Source organism: Lysinibacillus sp. FSL M8-0134 (assembly GCF_038069745.1).
GTDB classification, from domain to species: domain Bacteria; phylum Bacillota; class Bacilli; order Bacillales_A; family Planococcaceae; genus Lysinibacillus; species Lysinibacillus irui.
On record NZ_JBBPAJ010000001.1, the window covers coordinates 2,082,514 to 2,098,518 of the forward strand.

Below are 16,005 nucleotides of genomic sequence, written 5' to 3' on the forward strand. Positions count from 1 at the left end.
GCGAGTACTACTAGGAAACTCAAAAATAAGAGGGAATCCCAAAACGAAAGGATTCCCTGGAAAGCTTAAAGTATATTTAAACTTTAAACTCACTCACTAAATTTCGGAGGCTGTCTGCTTGTTGGGCCAGTTCAGTGGCTGCTGCGTTGATTTCCTGCATGGATGCAGAGCCTTGTGTTGCTGCTGCAGCAGATGTTACGGTGTTGGCTGCGGATTGTTCTGCATAGGCATTGACGTGAACAAAGTCATTTGCCACGGCATTGCTAAAGTCTAGTGTCGTCGCAATTTTATCTACCATGGCTGCGATAATGGATGTTGTTTCTTCTGTATGCATTAAAATATTGGCTAATGATTGGTTCGTTTCATTGGTTACTTCCACGCCTCGGATGACAGTAGTGACGCCTTCATGATTTTGGGCGATGATTGACATGACTTCATTTTGAATAGAAGTGACAATGGCAGTTACTTCTTTCGCTGCACTTTGTGATTGTTCAGCTAATTTGCGAACCTCATCAGCCACCACTGCGAAGCCTCGACCATGCTCGCCAGCTCGTGCTGCTTCTATGGCCGCATTTAAAGCGAGAAGATTGGTTTGCTCGGAAATGGCCGTGATGGTCCCAATGATGGAAGTAATGTCGGCAGATTTACGACCTAATGCCTCCACAGTTGATGTTGTGGAAGCCATTGTTTCTTCAATGGACTGCATAACGAGCGAGGATTGTTCCACTGAACGGCTCCCTTCATCGGCTGCTTGCTGCATGGCAACAGAGGCGCGATGGACGGCACTAGCTTGTTCTGTAAGCTGATGCATAGAATGCTCCAGATCACTCATTTTTTGCTGGGCACTATGCATACTGGAAATGGTATTATCACTATCACTCGCAATATCAGCTGTTGCATCCGCAATATCCTGAATCGTACGGGCATTTTCATCTGCTAGCGACATTAGCTCCTGGCTACTACTTGATACATGATCAGCTAATTCACTCACACGACGTATTAAATTGGAAATCGATTCGATTAATGTGTTCGTCGAAGCGGCAATAATCGAGAATTCATCATGATTACGAACTTTTACACGTCTCGTCAAATCGCCTCCTGCTTGTGCTATATCAAGGATAGAATCGTTAATCGTCAGGGTATTACGTTTTAAAGATTTAAAAAGCATGAAGCCAAAAATGATAATAGCTAAAAAGCCTATGATAGATACGATAAAGAATGTAGTAATCGAAATATTGACCTGTTGATTAAGCTTGTCCAATTTGGTTTTATTGGCATCATCCATGACCACATTAATGGATTCAATATTATTATCAATATGTGTTTTCATCGTTTCCCCAGCAGCACCCATCATCAGCTTACGAGCCTGCTCAAGACCTAGCTCGTCGCGCATCGTCATCACTTTTTCGGAGTAATCAAGATAATTTTTATAATATTGTTCGATGGCCTGCATATGACCAAGCTCTAATTGCCGATCTTTAAATTGTTCTTTTAATGCAGCTAACTTTTTATTAATGGTATCAATTTTTAAATGATAAGAAGTAGAATAAATGCCATTACCTGTAATTAAATAGGATTGTTCTAAGTTTGTCAGTCTAGCAATTTCATAGGCAAGTTGATTAACGGTTAGTTGTTCCTGGACATTTTTCTTAGTGAAATCTTCCATTTGCTGCTGCAAATTCTGTATATTGACATACGACAATATACCCATAACACCGTTAATCACAATAAGTAGTGCAAACATAATAAGCACTTTGCCCCGAATTAAATGATAAAAACGTTGTCGTTTCTCTTTAATAGGAGGGAGATCGTTCCCAAGTGTCTCTTGTGTTGAAGCTTTCTTTCTTTTAAAGAGAGACGGGCGTTTTTTCACTGTATTTCGCGCTTTTTTAGTCTTTTTCATCGCCATCACCTTCCTATTTTTTTCAATAGTCGATTTCAATTTTATCTTATTTTACTAGATATTTCTATTGTTATTTCTAAAAATTAAAATTTTTCAGATAAAAAGAGACTATGACAAAAGTCAGGGTAGTCCAAGAATATAGTGCTAAAATGCTGGATAGGTAAAATATCTTAGTAGTAGGAATTATGACGAATCCTTATTTTTTTGATACACTAGCAAAAGCTAATGTATAAAAGGGGAAATGTTTGATGAAAAAAAGTTTCTATTTGTATGTCCTCACATATCGTGGTGGTGATTGGACTGACCCTAAAGTACGCTTTGCAGAGGAAATGTTCCATGAGCATAATTTTCCAAAACAAAGCACAGACTTTCATGAGCTGTCCGACTATATTGAGTCCTATGCTACGGAAAACTTAACAATTGAAACATTTGATACTTTATGGGCACTCTATGAAGAGCATGCCTAATTGTATGAATACTATAAATAATTTTTCAGTTGCTAGACGTCTAGCATTGCGTAAATGACAGAAACACAGTATTATTTATAGTGATAACTGACAGAAAAGAGGGATTGCAGTATGAGTGTTCATATTAATGCAAAAAAAGGTGAAATTGCTGACACAATTTTACTTCCAGGAGATCCATTACGTGCAAAATACATCGCGGAAACATTTTTAGAAGATGTAACTTGCTACAATGAAGTACGAAATATGTTTGGTTATACAGGTACGTATAAAGGTAAACGTATTTCTGTACAAGGGACAGGTATGGGTGTGCCATCTATTTCCATCTATGTAACAGAATTAATGCAAGAATATGATGTTCAAAAATTAATCCGTGTAGGTACTTGTGGTGCAATTCAAAAAGATGTAAAAGTACGTGACGTTATTTTAGCGCAAGCAGCAACATCGGATACACGTATGAACCAAATCATTTGGGGCGGCGCTATTGATTTCGCACCAATCGCAGACTTTGATTTATTATTAAAAGCATACAATGCAGGAAAAGATGCTGGTCTTAACTTACAAGTAGGGAATATCTTCACAGCTGATATGTTCTACTCAGACGAGCACCAAAATGAAAAATTAGCTCAATACGGTGTACTTGCTGTAGAAATGGAATCAGCAGCTCTTTACACATTAGCTGCAAAATTCGGTCGTAAAGCACTTTCTGTACTAACAGTAAGTGACCACATTTTAACTGGCGAAGTAACAACAGCAGAAGAACGTCAAACAACATTCAATGACATGATTGTTGTAGCGTTAGACGCAGCAATTCAAGACTAATCTAATAATTCATCAAAGCAACCGACCAACAGCCGACCATTTTTATGGAAAGGCTAGGTCGGTTGCTTTTTTTCTGGAGAAATTAAAAGGACTTTTCATAATTCCAAGAGAATAGGTAATTATAAAAATCGTTAGGGGTGTATACAAGTGGCATACCAAATTCTTTCTAGAACGTTTAAAGTAGTTGGGTTAACTGGGAAAGGAGCATTTGAAAATTTTGATAAGGAAGTTCCTGCTCTTGCAAAACAATTATTAAAGCGATCTCAAGAAATAAAAAATCATACAGGAATTGAAATGGCTTTGTTTGAGCCTAAAAGAGATAAGAACCATCGCGTAGGGGAGTATTATGTAGGATTAATGGTGGATCAGGCATCTAGTGATGTGCCCCAAGGGATGGCGTTTATGGAAACAACTCATCAATATGTTACAACAAGAGGGAAAGTATCGAAAATCGGTACGCTCCATTTAAATTTATTACAGTGGGCTAATGAAAAAAATTATACAAGAAATCTAGATTCATATATTGTGGAGACGTATCACCCAATGGAGGATGGGGAAGAAGAGGTGCAAATTTATTTACCGATTCATTAAAGAAGAAGCGTGTTTTGTCAAACACGCAAGATTATAGATTTTTTTTGAATATTCCTATTAGAAGTGTAACCAGTCCGCTTAAAAATAGTATGGGAAACAAAATTATCAGTAGTCCTACTGCCGCAAACCCATCTCCTTCCGATATTCCATAGGGTATAGCAATAAGCCATGACAGTAAAGGAGCTATTACAATCATAATTGTTATTCCCCAAATGATACATTTCGTTTTTTTAGATTTACCAAGCCCAATCATAAATACAATAGACATTACCAACAATAAAGTCACAATAACCATTCCAATTGCCAACTTAAACCCTCCTATTCTTTAAAAATAAAAGATAGTCGTGTTTTCAGTGTAACATATTCCCATGTAAACATAACGATGAAAAAAGGGACAATGGTTATTATGGTATTATTTTCTATTGTTGTTAATAATCATCAACAACAACCAAAAAATAAATTTTAACTAAAAAGTGGTCTGAATCAGTATCTAAATAGTTGAGAAAAAGACTACTCCATAAGGGTAGTCTTCATCTAATTAATCAGAAAGTAATGCGACAACCTTATTTACATCATTCCACTCATAAACTAATTCTTCTAAAACTTTCCCACCAATAGTAACCTGCAGAGATGTATTGAGCGTTGCACCAAAATGTTCGTAGAAATATTTAGTATTATTTTCAGCCAGTACTTCTACAAATATAGTTTGATCATTTTTCAGACGAAAATAGACGAATAAATCTTTCAATAATTGCTTTCCAATTCCTTTTCCTTGGTACTCTTCTAATAGATAGAGCGTTTCTACATAATTTGAATTTGGAAGGGGATTGGTGTCTCTTTTACTCGCAGATGCAAAGCCAATGATGTCACCCAAGTCATTTTCTGCGACAACTATATACTTATTACTATCTGCAAGCTGTTGTGCCCATAATTCTGTTCTTTGTTCATAGGATAAATTATTTAAATAGTCATGTGGCACGATATGTTTATAGGTAGTCCGCCAACTATCCACATGGACTTTCCCAATGCCCGTTGCATCCTTCAAGGTAGCCTTTCGAATGATCATTTTATCACCCCATAGTAAATCTTATTAAACCAGATTATAACATAGTATACAGTTTATTTACTTAATAGGGTAAAATATGAAAAATGACTACGATTGTTGAGATTGATGTAGGATGATACTGGAGGAGGGTTCTAAATGCAATTAGGCAGTGCAAACTATCAACTAACAGATAGCTATTTTTTTATTATCGATCCATTGACAGTCATACTTTTAGGATTCCTTTTATTCTTTACTATGGTCGTTGGTTTTGTTTTATGGAAGAAAAGAAAAAAGCCCCGTTTGAACGATAGGTCTCACAAAGGGCTTATGTAGATAAGAGCTTATTGGATTCTTTTTTTATCCATAAAATGAATAATGGCCAGTTGCATGAGTTGGAAAAGTATAACAAACAGGAATACTACGGCTAAAATACCGAATGACAGCATTTTGATTTCAGGCGTTTGAACGGCTCCTGCTCCATCGACTTTCCTCACGCCAATAAAAACTGCGCCAGCAGCAAAAATAATGAGCCAAACGATATTTAGTAACCACCATATTTTCATCTTCAATTGAATCAGCTTCTTTCGCTAGAATTTACATTAATTACAATTATATCATATAATATGGAATTTTAATTAGTTTAGAATAACTTTTTGGGAAGGTGACAAGATGAAAAAGTTGGGTATACTGGTTGCGCTACTTTCAGTTGGTGCAATCATTATCTTTAGTAATAAGATCTATTATCCGTCACTGCCCATAGACTCTATTACACAGAAGGAAGCTATTCGAAAAATAAATACGTCATCGAATGATCTAGTAGAACTTTCTAAAGATCATAATGCTACTTGGTACATCACAGCGATTTCCACTATGGGCATACAAAAGGTTGATGCGGATATTCAACAACTGATGGAGAATGAGGGCTGGGTATTTCTTGAGAAGGAAGGGAGCGGGTTATTTTTCGAAAAAAATGAAGAACGGACGATTATCACGACAGAAATGTGGACGAAGCAATATGTGCTTATTCAAGTTCCTGCACCAATAAAACAATAGCGTATGAGGTGTCAAGAAAATGGCATAATTCCTTTTCAACAGGACAACATATACTAAAAAAGATAGAGGAGCGTTTAAATGAACAGGCGTATGCTTATAGGACTACTGCTCTCTGTTGGATGTCTGTATATTGCATCAACGGACTACGTTTATGCCAATGAAAGTGATTCTCCACAACCTCTTGAAGAGTTTCTGCCTACAATCGGCTATAAAACGGTAGAGGCTGCTTTAAAAGAGTTCGAACAGTATAATAAAACAGAGCTGAAGCTACCTTTAAAGGTTCCACCAATTAGTTTTACACACCGCTTTGGACGATTTAATCAAATGAATGGCCATACTAATCTGGAAATAGTAATGATGAATGATCAATTGCCACAAAATCATTTTAAAATTGATATTCGACCTGTTCAGGATAAAATGCCTTTTGAAAAGTATGTGACCGATGTCTTTCTTTTAAAGAATGGTAGGGAGGCAGCCTATATTGAAAATCCGCGAATTGGTTTTCATTTGTTGGTGTTTGAAAGAGATAATTGGCAGTATGTCTTCAGTATTGACAGTGATGTCGCAGATCAGGTACCAGTAGATGTGCTTCTCGATCTAGCTAATTCAATTAATGATCCAAAAAGTAATTAGTACGCAAGATCACTTTGCAGAAGTGGTCTTAATTTTTTTGCTTTCCTGTATCTCCTCCCGTAACCGTTTTATTTCTTCAGTTTGCGCCAAAATATTTTTATTAACTTGTCTAATGGAATCATAGATCGCAATAATTCCAGCAATGATAAGAATGACAAATAATAAACCCATGATGACACTCCTTTCTTTTTTACATTTTATTGTATCATATAGAGGATTTTCCAAATATATGAAGAATTATAAGGTCGGAGGTGTTTTTTATGCAGAGATATTTATATCATATGGTTCCGCGAGAAATGGTCGGTCAAGAGCTGATGCCATTACATCAGCTTAGGGAAATATCCCCGCATTTATATGAGCGATACACAAGAAAGTATTCTGATCATCCCGAGCGAATGAAACTGTTAACGAGGAAAATCCCTCACTTAAACTGCTTGTGGAACGATGTTGTACATTTCTTACCAATCCACCCTTTTCACATCTATAGCTTGTTAACTAAGCTAGCAATTGACATCAAAGAAAATTTAACGTTTTATCGAATTCCAATACAAAAACTAGCGCCTAATCAAAATGTCATATACCTGTATTCAAAAGACAACTATCAAGGGCCAGCGGGAGAAATAAAGGCAGAGGATATAAAAATATTGATGACGGATGATTATAGAGAGCTGACACAACTGCCAACTGCAACCATTGACTATTTTATAACGGAGAAGGAAAAAGGCAAGAACTTTGGGCTGTTTGCATATATTCCACATATTTTAAGCTTAGGCAAAGTGCGCGTGGATGATGTGGAAATCATAACATGGAATCAGATGATAAACTAGGAGAGTCGTATAGGCTTTTATGTCTTGTTAAATACTTTTTGAAGCAAATACACAATCAGTCGGATAATAAGTACGTAAATAAATGCCTCAATTAAGCTTGTTACTAGTACCAGTACATATCGACCGAAATCCTCTAATTCATTAAATGAAAAATTTTGTATATGCCAATCAAAAAATAATGCTTTGTAACTTATCAGTAAAAAGGTTGGTATTAAAAGTAACCAGTAAAATAGCGGTAGCTTAAATTGATATCCTTTTACTAGCATACTACTTCCTCCTAAATTTTCCTTTAACATCTATAGTATAGGTCAAGTATTTGACAATCACAAGAAAGGAGAAATTCTATGAAAGTTATTCAATCAAAGACCATTCAACCAGAAGTAAAAACATTATTATTCTATGCCACAAAAAAAGTGGATAGCGAATATGGTCTTTATATCGAATGTCCCGAAAGAGTGCTATATGGCTATTTCATTGAAGAAAATATTGTTGGATGTATAGGAATAGCAAAAATAGACCAAAAACAATGTGAACTGAAACATATTGCCGTATCCCCAGCTTATCGTGACAAAGGAATTGGCCGTGAAATGGTCCAGTATATTAGAGATCGCTATTCCTTTTCTTCAATTTGTGCTGAAACAGATCAAGATGCTGTGAATTTTTATAAAAATATAGGCTTTCAAATTACCAGCTTAGGAGAAAAATATCCAGGTGTCGAACGTTTTACTTGTCTAATGAATTGTTGTGAATAGCTCACATGTGAAAATTGCCCACTTGTTTACTTTGTACAACCACTTGTTTGTTTATGTAAAAAAGTCATTCATTTCAATGGTACGCTAGGAATGAAAGGAGCTACAAATATGAAAAAGAACATGTGGATGATCAGCATTCTGGCATTTTTTATAGCGGGCTATTCAATCATTCAATATTTTCTATTCGATGCACAACAAGCAGGCTTTGTTCAATTAAAGCGTATGTTCAATGCTACTCTGAATTCAATGTGGTATATCATGCTATATATACATATTCTTTTTAGTGTATTCGCCTTAGTAATCGGCCCATTTACACTATCTTCAAAGATAAGAGAGAAAAATGTGCAGCGTCATAGAAGATGGGGGACGATTTATATCGTCAGTATTTTATTTGGTGGGGTTGCTGGCCTTTATCTAGCCTATTACGCCACAGGGGGATGGTTAGCGCAGCTAGGCTTTGCTATATTATCAATATCTTGGTTAATCACGGTATGTCTTGCACTAACAAAAATTAAACAAAGAAACATTCAGGAACATCAAAAATGGATGCTAAGAAATTATGCCTTAACTTTTGCAGCGGTGACATTACGAATATGGCTCCCTTTATTCACGGTAGTATTTGGCTTTGATCATTTTGAAACTAGCTATGCTATCATTGCCTGGCTATGTTGGGTGCCTAATTTAGTCGTAATGGAATGGTTCATCCAGCGGAATAGAAGGTGTAAAGCTTTACACAACGTATATTAATAAAGAAATACATGTAATTTATTATGTTGATCAATTGTAGCTAATAGGACATCCTTTAAATCAACTTGATAAGTTGACGTTAATTGATCTGTTAACCAATCTTCTGTAATTGTTGTTTGATCTAATTCATGGTAATCAATCTTTCCTTCTTTAATAAGGATTTTTGGTAGAAAAAAGGGTTCAGGTTGTAATTTCAAATCAGCTCGCGTGGGTGCTTGATATTGTGTGTTTAAAAAGCAAGAAATCGATCCATCTGGTTCCCATAATGCCAGCGCTACATTTTGAATCTCTTCGATTTTTTCCTTTCTTAATTCAGATAAAAGAAAATCAACAGAAATCCTAGCCTTCCGTAAGTTGTTATTAATAATTTCTCCATTTTTAATTAGTGCAATGGGAGGAGAGTCAATAAAATGTCGAAACGATATCCATTTTAGGCTCAAATAAACACCTATGAGGTATAAAAAAACTAAAACTGCCATGGTGATCATGGAACCCTTCATTCCTAATCCTTCATCAGATAAGGGATGGGCAATAATATTCCCAAGCGTAATGGCCATAGCAAAGTCCAATAATCTTAGCTGGGAAATAGAACGCTGCCCCATAACTTTTGTAGCAAAGAGTAAGAAGAAAAAGGCGACAATTGCACGAAGTATCCATTGAATGGCAGTAAGTGATTCTTGACTATGTAGGAAATCCACGATGACACATCCTCTTTTTTCTTATTGTTCCCTTACCTTACATGATTATGCGAATCTGCACGATAAATTAAGCTGTAGGAAACTAAATAGACTTGTGAAAATGCAAGTAAATGGCTATTGTTTTAATAGGAGTTGCTTTTAGAAATTTAAGGAATAAGGAGGAAATTTATGCAGACAAAATTACAAAACATCGTTATGGAAATTCACCAGAAGAATGAATTCTCGGGTACGGTACTGGTGGAAAATCAAGAGAAGGTTGCTTTGCTCAATCAAAGTTTTGGCTATGCTAATCGCTCAGAACAAATCAAAAATCACGCAAACACTCGTTTTGGGATTGCCTCTGGTTGTAAAATTTTTACGGCAATCGCTATTTGTCAGCTTATTGAAAAAGGAATGCTTTCTTTTGACACGAGATTAAGTGAATGTCTACATCATGATGTTAAAAATTTTGATGCAAAAGTTACCATTCATCATCTACTAACCCATACTTCGGGGATACCGGATTATTTTGATGAGGAAGAAATGGAGGATTTTGAAGCATTATGGGTTGAAAATCCAATGTATCAACTTCGAGAATTGAGTGATTTCCTACCTTTATTTCAGAATAAGCCTATGAAAAATGAAGTAGGTGAAAGATTTCATTACAACAATGCTGGATATATTTTATTAGGATTAATTGTTGAGCGTAGATCAGGAATGGTTTTCTCTGATTACATTCAACAAAATATATTTAATCAATTAAATATGACGGAATCTGGCTATTTCTCATTAGATTCTCTTCCAGCTAATACGGCATTAGGATACTTAGACAATCCAGACGGTTCGTGGAAGACAAATATTTACTCATTACCGGTAAAGGGAGGTTCTGATGGGGGAGCATTTGTAACAGCAACAGACATGGCGACATTTTGGCATGCGCTCATGAACTTTGAACTTTTAAGTGAAGATTTAACAAAGCTTTTACTTTCGCCTCATATTGAAATTAATGAAAGCGATTGTTATGGGTATGGTGTATGGATTAAGCGTAATAGTGAACGTGCTATTATAAAATATCATGTTATGGGGTACGATCCGGGAGTTTGCTTTCACTCAGCATTTTATCCAGACAGCTCAGTCAAGGCGGTTATTTGCTCAAATCAATCAAATGGGGCTTTTGACATCATGAAAGGAATAGAAGCGGAATTGTTTGCGAGCAAAATCTTGTAAAGGAAAGAGAGCTTGTGAGTACACAATGTTATACACAAGCTCTTCCTTAATTTCTCCTTATCGTCACAATGGAACAAATCCATGAGTTTGCTAATAGCTTGCATGCAGAAGTTATGAATTTGGAAGACGCCTAGTAGAGGATAGTCATTCAGTCTCGGTTTCTATCACAATACTATGGGAAATATTGAGTCGATCACTGACCCAATTCTTAAATATATAATCAATTTGTTTTTTCATTTCAATGTCCGATAATTGTTCATCAATCCCTAATTGCTCAAACGTAAAAGTTTCTTGTATTGGATCGTTATATTTCGTATCAACTGCAAAAGTAATTGTTTTATACATGACAGTTACCTCCGATTTTAAAAGTGATTACTGCCTAGGAATAATAGTGAATTTCCTACAAAAAAGGCATATTTTATACTAAAAATATTCGTATTTAGTATATGGTTATGTGGGAAAAGGTGCAAGTTTAGAACTAGATCCTGTCTGCATGCACATATAAACTCACACACAAAAAGGACAGGGTCGCATGGCCTTGTCCTTTATTCTTGTATAGTCTCACTAAATGTTTTTCGACCCGGATTGATTTTTGCTACTTCCACATTAATTTTACTAATAGAATGCTCATCTAATGGAATTTTCCCATCCTTCTCAAGCCTTTTCCATGTCTTTACATTGTCTCGATACAGAAACTCAGACAAACGAAAGATATCAACATCCAATGTTAAGCCCTCATGAAAAGTTTGTTGGATTTCTTTTTTGATCTCTGTCGAAATTTGATGTTTCAGTTCTTGTTCGGATATTTTTCCTCTAAATCCATTGATTGTTGCATTGATTTTTAGTTCAACCTCAAATGTCACAATCTCTTTTTTGACAAGTGGTTTCACATCGATATGAATCTTTTCTATACTAGCTGTTAATGCTTCGTCACTATTTGCGTTTATTTGAACAGTGATTTCACCTCTTTTTGTTCTATTATGCATCCATTGATTGCCTCTTGCCGCATTGTCCTGCAAAAAGCCTTTAAAGCCGTCTTTCGAGAGAATTCCGACCCCTGAAAAATAAGTTTCCTCCAACTGTTCTTCAGCTGTTTGCCAATCTTCTTTAATGGACACATAGGGGATGGTTACTTCATGACTTGGTTCATTTAACCCGATGATAATATCTCTTAAATCTTTCGGCTCAATAAAGGTTTCCTGTTCAGTTGGATTGATGGGGTTACTTAACTTAGATGAGGATAGCGAATTTCTTAGGATGGGTGTGACAAGCAGCACTTCATTAACAGGATTTTTTGTACAGTACACCCAAATTTGGTATCTGGTATCCCGAAAACGGATAAATGTATCAATAACAGGAATAATATGTTCATTTTCCATAACCCGCTCTGAAAAAACTAAATAGCGCATATGACCCCAAAAAACCTCCTGATCCAACGAACGATACAATTTATAAATAGCTTCTTCTATTGTTTTTCCTGTGGCACGCCCCACTTCAGCAGGCGCTACATCTGTACTGGTTTGAATAGATTTTGCAACGTCAGCAAAATTAATGATTTGTAAATACACTACGTATTCATTATCTTCAAAGTCTACGCCTACTGCATTGATATAGTACATTCTTTGTGGTTCGGTCATATCCAAGCACCCAGCGAGTAAGGTCGTCAATCCAATAATAGTTAACAATTTGATATATATTTTCATCGTTTCTCCACTCGAATAGCTTTGACATTGTATTTTATATTGATATTGTTAGCTTAGACAAAAGACGGCTTTTTTATAGTATTGGGTTTGTAGAAGATGGCAAAAAAATGAAGGGGGTCACTGGATAACTTTTTCTTCAAAATTCATTTAGGTATGCTTGGTATACAGGGGGAGATGTATTGAAGGCTACAAAACTAGTTTTACTCGCTGTTCAGTTAATAGTATTGGTTCTATTCATGGGCATTCATTTAATGACGGCAACACCAGGCAGTTCCTCTGGCAATGGGAATCCTGCCTTGCTGCTCCTTATGATCGTCGTTCCATTATTTATCATTATGGTTTTGTTATGGCAAAGGATTTTTCGCTATTATAAGCTAACAAAACAGGTGGTTATCATTGGGCTCCTTTTCACATCTCTTCATATTATTGCTGGCATTATGTATCAAAGAATGGAGCTTGCTAATTATCGAGGGGTAATAGAGAAGGCGTTGATAAAGCAATACGGGTATGCAGATCAACAATATTTATTGGATATCACGTCTGGGCTAACGATTCATGTTAACAATCAATATTTTAATCTTAACACCTTCTTCATGCTAGTAAGTTTTTCTGTTTTTATCGCCTTATTGTGGTTAGTAGTACTAGAAGAAAAAAACTAGAAAAATTTTTTTAGTTTTTTGTAACCTTTTGAAACATCAAGCGACTACTCTATTAGTAGAATACAAAAAACTAAAGCAATATAGTAACATTCACTTTTCACAAAATGACCAGGGCTCAATTGTTGAGTACCTGGTCATTTTGTTGGTTTAAAAAGATATTATTCGCTTAGCATAGCTTTTAATGTTCGTTTTTGCCAGCCTAACTTGAAGTACGCATATTGCATGATGAAATGTACGCAGAAGGTAATTGGATAGGCTAACCAAACACCATTTAATGCCAGTGACGTATGGTGGGATAGCAGGAATGCTAAAGGCACTTGAACTACCCAAATCGTAATAACTAAAAAGATAGTTGGCCATAACACCACACCAGTAGCACGCATTGTAGCAGAAACAGTTTGTGTATGTCCGAAAATTAAGTAGCTCCAAAAGGCGATATATAAATAATCCTTGGCGATGAGCACCGTATCATGTGAATCAATAAAGAAAGCCAAAATCGGCTCTGCAAAGAGATACATCAAAATAATGATGGCGCCACCTAGAAGATAATTAATACGCACACCCATTTGACGAATTTTTTTGATCATTTCCGTAGAATTCGCACCTAATGCCTGTGCCACGAAGACAGAAGTAGCAATGGCAATACTCATTGCAGGTACTTGTGCATAGCTAGCTACCTGATTGACCACGCCATAAGCGGCAGTGGCATCAGAACCATAGACGTTGACAAACCCAATAACAGCAATTTCCGCAACAGAGATGGCAACCATACTAATGCTTGATGGAATCGCGAGCTTTAATAGGGAAGCTAAAATATCTTTCTTTAATTTAAAATGCTGTAAGATCGATTTGTCTAAACGCAGTAAATGCTTTGTCTTATGCAAATAAGCCAGTAACAAGATCATCGTTACAAGGTTGGATAACACAGAAGCATAGGCAGCGCCATTTAAGCCGAATGCTGGCAAGCCAAACCATCCGAAAAGTAGCGGTGGAAGGAAGGCGATATTTAACACGACACTGATGACTAAAAATAAAAATGGTGTTTTCGAATCACCGACGCCACGCATAAAGGTTGTATACACCATATACCAAAACATAATTGGTAAGGTGAAGAATAAAATTTGTGCATAGCTTATACTCATGTCTAAAATATTAGCTGGTGTTTGCATAAAGCGTAATATCCATTCAATAAAGAAGCCACCAAAGATTGCCACGACAATGGATAAAATGGTTGTAAAGGCTAAGGTTACCCCAACGACTTCCTTCATTTTCTCATGTTGGCCAGCGCCAAATGTTTGCCCAACTAAAATTGAGCTACCTGACCCAATACCTATCGCAAAAGCCATTAAAAAGAAGAAGAATGGGAAAAATGCAGAAATGGCAGCGAGCGCATCGACTCCTAAATTGCGACCAACTAAAAACATGGCAAAAACTTGACCAACCGACTGTAGCACATTCGCTAACATAACGGGAATTAAAAAATTAAAAAAAGCTTTTCTCAGTTTTGTATCTTCCTGTAACATTTGTTCATTCATTTTAAAGTTCCTCTTGAGTTTTAATAACCCATTTCTTTTAAGATTCGAGATAGTGTGCGAAGGCGCTCACCAATCAGCTCACCATCATTATTTAATGCCTGTTGAAAAAGCTGTATATCCTCTTTAATTTGTTCATTTTCAGTACAAACCTCTACAGTCATAGCGTCTCCTTGTAAGCCTACACGATTAATAATAGGGTTTTCTTCATCATATAGATGCTCGTGACGATACGCCTCCTTAAAATAAAGTTGTGTTTCACATACTAAAATAGCCAGGTCAAGAACACGATGCAATGGAAGCTCCTCTGATTGACGCGACCATTTGCCACCTGTATGTCGCCAAACCTTCGCAGAAATATCAACCTTTCCTCGATCATTCCATTGCGCCAAGCCAAGAGAAAGCCCTTGAGCATCTGTTTGATAAGCTGTACGCCCGTCAATATTAGCGTAGTTTTCAGCAACGATAACAGGTTTATGTTTTAAATGTGTTGGGATTTTCATTTTCCGTACTCCTCGTCATGCAGATTTAGTAATTTAGTAAATTACTGCTTTAGTAAATTTAGCATCCAATGAAATAGAAGTCAAATCAAAAAAATGTAACGTTTTCTTCAATTGTCAGTCTAATAAGTAAAATGATGGAAAGGGGGGTATGCATGAAGCCTTATCTACGTATGGTTTCCTTCTGCTTATTAATAATGATAATAATACCTGCCAACGCTGTTGCAACAAGCTGGGTTTATCCCTTTGTTGTTTGGGATGGTTATATGTATGAAGTGACTGATGAAAAAGTAACAACGATTGAAAATAAAATTGGAGCGGTCACGAAGTATTCAGATATGAAGGAATATGGAGGGAATTTTTCAAATGCTTATCCAAAAGGAACAAAATATTTTTCTATAAAGGGGATAGATACGGAGATTGCCATTGCGGTACAGGTTGATAAAGGGACCTACCTGAAAGCCATTAGAGACGGAGAGTATACGTATCATCAATTCAACATTGCCCACAATTTATTTAAAGCTTTAGTAGTAATCGGCCTTTTTCTTATTCTTTTCCTATTGTTCAATGCTTTGCGTAAGAGGTAAGGAGTCTAGTTATACCTCCCGATCTGCTGTATTTGTATTTTTCAATTAGTGTTTGAACGGGCTACCTTAAAACGGTACAACGTCTAACAGGAAAATGGTAAACAGGATGATTAACATTTTTTAAAATTCTTTCGAGAAACCTGTAACCTTTGCAAAGCTGATACGACTAATGTAATAGTAGAATACAAAAAACTAAAGCAACCTAGTAAGTTTCACTTTTCACAAAAAGACCAGGACTCTAAATATTTGAAGAGCTCCTGGTCTTTTTGTGTTCTGGAATCAA

Annotated in this window: 23 protein-coding genes; 12 read left to right on the plus strand and 11 right to left on the minus strand. The window is 36.2% G+C overall.

From position 1 onward, the window contains the following. Positions 1-76: 76 nt before the first annotated feature. A complete protein-coding gene (locus MKY49_RS10520) occupies positions 77-1,903 on the minus strand; it encodes a methyl-accepting chemotaxis protein (protein WP_341386169.1) in 1,827 nt (608 codons plus the stop codon). A 248-nt stretch (positions 1,904-2,151) separates the two neighbouring features. On the opposite strand from MKY49_RS10520, the gene MKY49_RS10525 reads away from it, so the two are divergent. The 3 genes from MKY49_RS10525 (at position 2,152) to MKY49_RS10535 (ending at position 3,780) form a co-directional block, all read left to right on the plus strand. Further along, positions 2,152-2,370: a YozE family protein gene (locus MKY49_RS10525; RefSeq protein WP_274797084.1), complete on the plus strand. Its 219-nt coding sequence runs from the start codon at positions 2,152-2,154 to the stop codon at positions 2,368-2,370. 111 nt (positions 2,371-2,481) lie between these two features. Continuing rightward, positions 2,482-3,189, plus strand: a complete 708-nt coding sequence (gene deoD, locus MKY49_RS10530; protein ID WP_274797086.1) for a purine-nucleoside phosphorylase — start codon at positions 2,482-2,484, stop codon at positions 3,187-3,189. Between the two features lie 147 nt (positions 3,190-3,336). Further along, entirely contained in the window at positions 3,337-3,780 is a 444-nt protein-coding gene (locus tag MKY49_RS10535; protein WP_341386170.1) for a GyrI-like domain-containing protein, read from the plus strand. A 31-nt stretch (positions 3,781-3,811) separates the two neighbouring features. Here the strand turns inward: MKY49_RS10535 and MKY49_RS10540 are convergent, their stop codons facing one another. Both MKY49_RS10540 and MKY49_RS10545 read right to left on the minus strand, forming a co-directional pair. Further along, a complete protein-coding gene (locus MKY49_RS10540) occupies positions 3,812-4,087 on the minus strand; it encodes a hypothetical protein (protein ID WP_274797088.1) in 276 nt (91 codons plus the stop codon). Between the two features lie 231 nt (positions 4,088-4,318). Further along, positions 4,319-4,846 (minus strand): GNAT family N-acetyltransferase, encoded by a 528-nt coding sequence (locus MKY49_RS10545; RefSeq protein WP_341386171.1) that lies wholly within the window; start codon positions 4,844-4,846, stop codon positions 4,319-4,321. A gap of 135 nt (positions 4,847-4,981) precedes the next feature. On the opposite strand from MKY49_RS10545, the gene MKY49_RS10550 reads away from it, so the two are divergent. Further along, a complete protein-coding gene (locus tag MKY49_RS10550; protein ID WP_274797091.1) occupies positions 4,982-5,158 on the plus strand; it encodes a hypothetical protein in 177 nt (58 codons plus the stop codon). A gap of 8 nt (positions 5,159-5,166) precedes the next feature. Here the strand turns inward: MKY49_RS10550 and MKY49_RS10555 are convergent, their stop codons facing one another. Then, complete coding sequence (locus MKY49_RS10555; RefSeq protein ID WP_274797318.1) at positions 5,167-5,388, minus strand: DUF3923 family protein; 222 nt, start codon at positions 5,386-5,388, stop codon at positions 5,167-5,169. A gap of 106 nt (positions 5,389-5,494) precedes the next feature. Between MKY49_RS10555 and MKY49_RS10560 the strand changes: the two genes are divergently transcribed. Next, entirely contained in the window at positions 5,495-5,878 is a 384-nt protein-coding gene (locus tag MKY49_RS10560; RefSeq protein WP_322610885.1) for a hypothetical protein, read from the plus strand. A 78-nt stretch (positions 5,879-5,956) separates the two neighbouring features. Next, positions 5,957-6,511 (plus strand): hypothetical protein, encoded by a 555-nt coding sequence (locus MKY49_RS10565; RefSeq protein ID WP_341386172.1) that lies wholly within the window; start codon positions 5,957-5,959, stop codon positions 6,509-6,511. A gap of 9 nt (positions 6,512-6,520) precedes the next feature. On the opposite strand, the gene MKY49_RS10570 is transcribed toward MKY49_RS10565, so the two are convergent. After that, on the minus strand, positions 6,521-6,682 hold the full coding sequence (locus MKY49_RS10570; protein WP_274797095.1) for a hypothetical protein: 162 nt from the start codon (positions 6,680-6,682) through the stop codon (positions 6,521-6,523). A gap of 89 nt (positions 6,683-6,771) precedes the next feature. On the opposite strand from MKY49_RS10570, the gene MKY49_RS10575 reads away from it, so the two are divergent. Then, positions 6,772-7,338: a group-specific protein gene (locus MKY49_RS10575; protein WP_341386173.1), complete on the plus strand. Its 567-nt coding sequence runs from the start codon at positions 6,772-6,774 to the stop codon at positions 7,336-7,338. A gap of 17 nt (positions 7,339-7,355) precedes the next feature. Here MKY49_RS10575 and MKY49_RS10580 read toward each other — a convergent pair whose 3' ends face one another. Beyond that, complete coding sequence (locus tag MKY49_RS10580) at positions 7,356-7,604, minus strand: hypothetical protein (protein ID WP_341386174.1); 249 nt, start codon at positions 7,602-7,604, stop codon at positions 7,356-7,358. A gap of 78 nt (positions 7,605-7,682) precedes the next feature. On the opposite strand from MKY49_RS10580, the gene MKY49_RS10585 reads away from it, so the two are divergent. Continuing rightward, on the plus strand, positions 7,683-8,090 hold the full coding sequence (locus MKY49_RS10585; RefSeq protein ID WP_341386175.1) for a GNAT family N-acetyltransferase: 408 nt from the start codon (positions 7,683-7,685) through the stop codon (positions 8,088-8,090). Positions 8,091-8,198: 108 nt separating this feature from the next. Next, entirely contained in the window at positions 8,199-8,837 is a 639-nt protein-coding gene (locus tag MKY49_RS10590; protein WP_341386176.1) for a DUF2306 domain-containing protein, read from the plus strand. Here MKY49_RS10590 and MKY49_RS10595 read toward each other — a convergent pair. Continuing rightward, the gene (locus MKY49_RS10595) at positions 8,834-9,535 is read right to left on the minus strand and encodes a DUF421 domain-containing protein (RefSeq protein WP_341386177.1); all 702 of its coding nucleotides are present in this window, start codon (positions 9,533-9,535) and stop codon (positions 8,834-8,836) included. The two genes, MKY49_RS10590 and MKY49_RS10595, sit on opposite strands and share 4 nt — an antisense overlap. 168 nt (positions 9,536-9,703) lie before the next feature. On the opposite strand from MKY49_RS10595, the gene MKY49_RS10600 reads away from it, so the two are divergent. Then, on the plus strand, positions 9,704-10,741 hold the full coding sequence (locus MKY49_RS10600) for a serine hydrolase domain-containing protein (protein ID WP_341386178.1): 1,038 nt from the start codon (positions 9,704-9,706) through the stop codon (positions 10,739-10,741). Between the two features lie 144 nt (positions 10,742-10,885). Here the strand turns inward: MKY49_RS10600 and MKY49_RS10605 are convergent, their stop codons facing one another. Together MKY49_RS10605 and MKY49_RS10610 are read right to left on the minus strand one after the other, a co-directional pair. After that, complete coding sequence (locus tag MKY49_RS10605; RefSeq protein WP_322610878.1) at positions 10,886-11,086, minus strand: hypothetical protein; 201 nt, start codon at positions 11,084-11,086, stop codon at positions 10,886-10,888. 200 nt (positions 11,087-11,286) lie between these two features. Further along, positions 11,287-12,444, minus strand: a complete 1,158-nt coding sequence (locus MKY49_RS10610) for a Ger(x)C family spore germination protein (protein ID WP_322610877.1) — start codon at positions 12,442-12,444, stop codon at positions 11,287-11,289. A 179-nt stretch (positions 12,445-12,623) separates the two neighbouring features. On the opposite strand from MKY49_RS10610, the gene MKY49_RS10615 reads away from it, so the two are divergent. Then, positions 12,624-13,103, plus strand: a complete 480-nt coding sequence (locus tag MKY49_RS10615) for a hypothetical protein (protein ID WP_274797105.1) — start codon at positions 12,624-12,626, stop codon at positions 13,101-13,103. Positions 13,104-13,261: 158 nt separating this feature from the next. Here MKY49_RS10615 and MKY49_RS10620 read toward each other — a convergent pair whose 3' ends face one another. Further along, positions 13,262-14,638 carry an MATE family efflux transporter gene (locus MKY49_RS10620; RefSeq protein ID WP_274797106.1) on the minus strand — a complete coding sequence of 459 codons (1,377 nt, stop codon included), beginning with the start codon at positions 14,636-14,638 and terminating at the stop codon, positions 13,262-13,264. A 20-nt stretch (positions 14,639-14,658) separates the two neighbouring features. Further along, complete coding sequence (locus tag MKY49_RS10625) at positions 14,659-15,138, minus strand: DUF6530 family protein (RefSeq protein ID WP_274797107.1); 480 nt, start codon at positions 15,136-15,138, stop codon at positions 14,659-14,661. Positions 15,139-15,290: 152 nt separating this feature from the next. On the opposite strand from MKY49_RS10625, the gene MKY49_RS10630 reads away from it, so the two are divergent. After that, positions 15,291-15,722, plus strand: a complete 432-nt coding sequence (locus MKY49_RS10630; RefSeq protein WP_274797108.1) for a hypothetical protein — start codon at positions 15,291-15,293, stop codon at positions 15,720-15,722. The last annotated feature ends 283 nt before the right edge of the window (positions 15,723-16,005 follow it).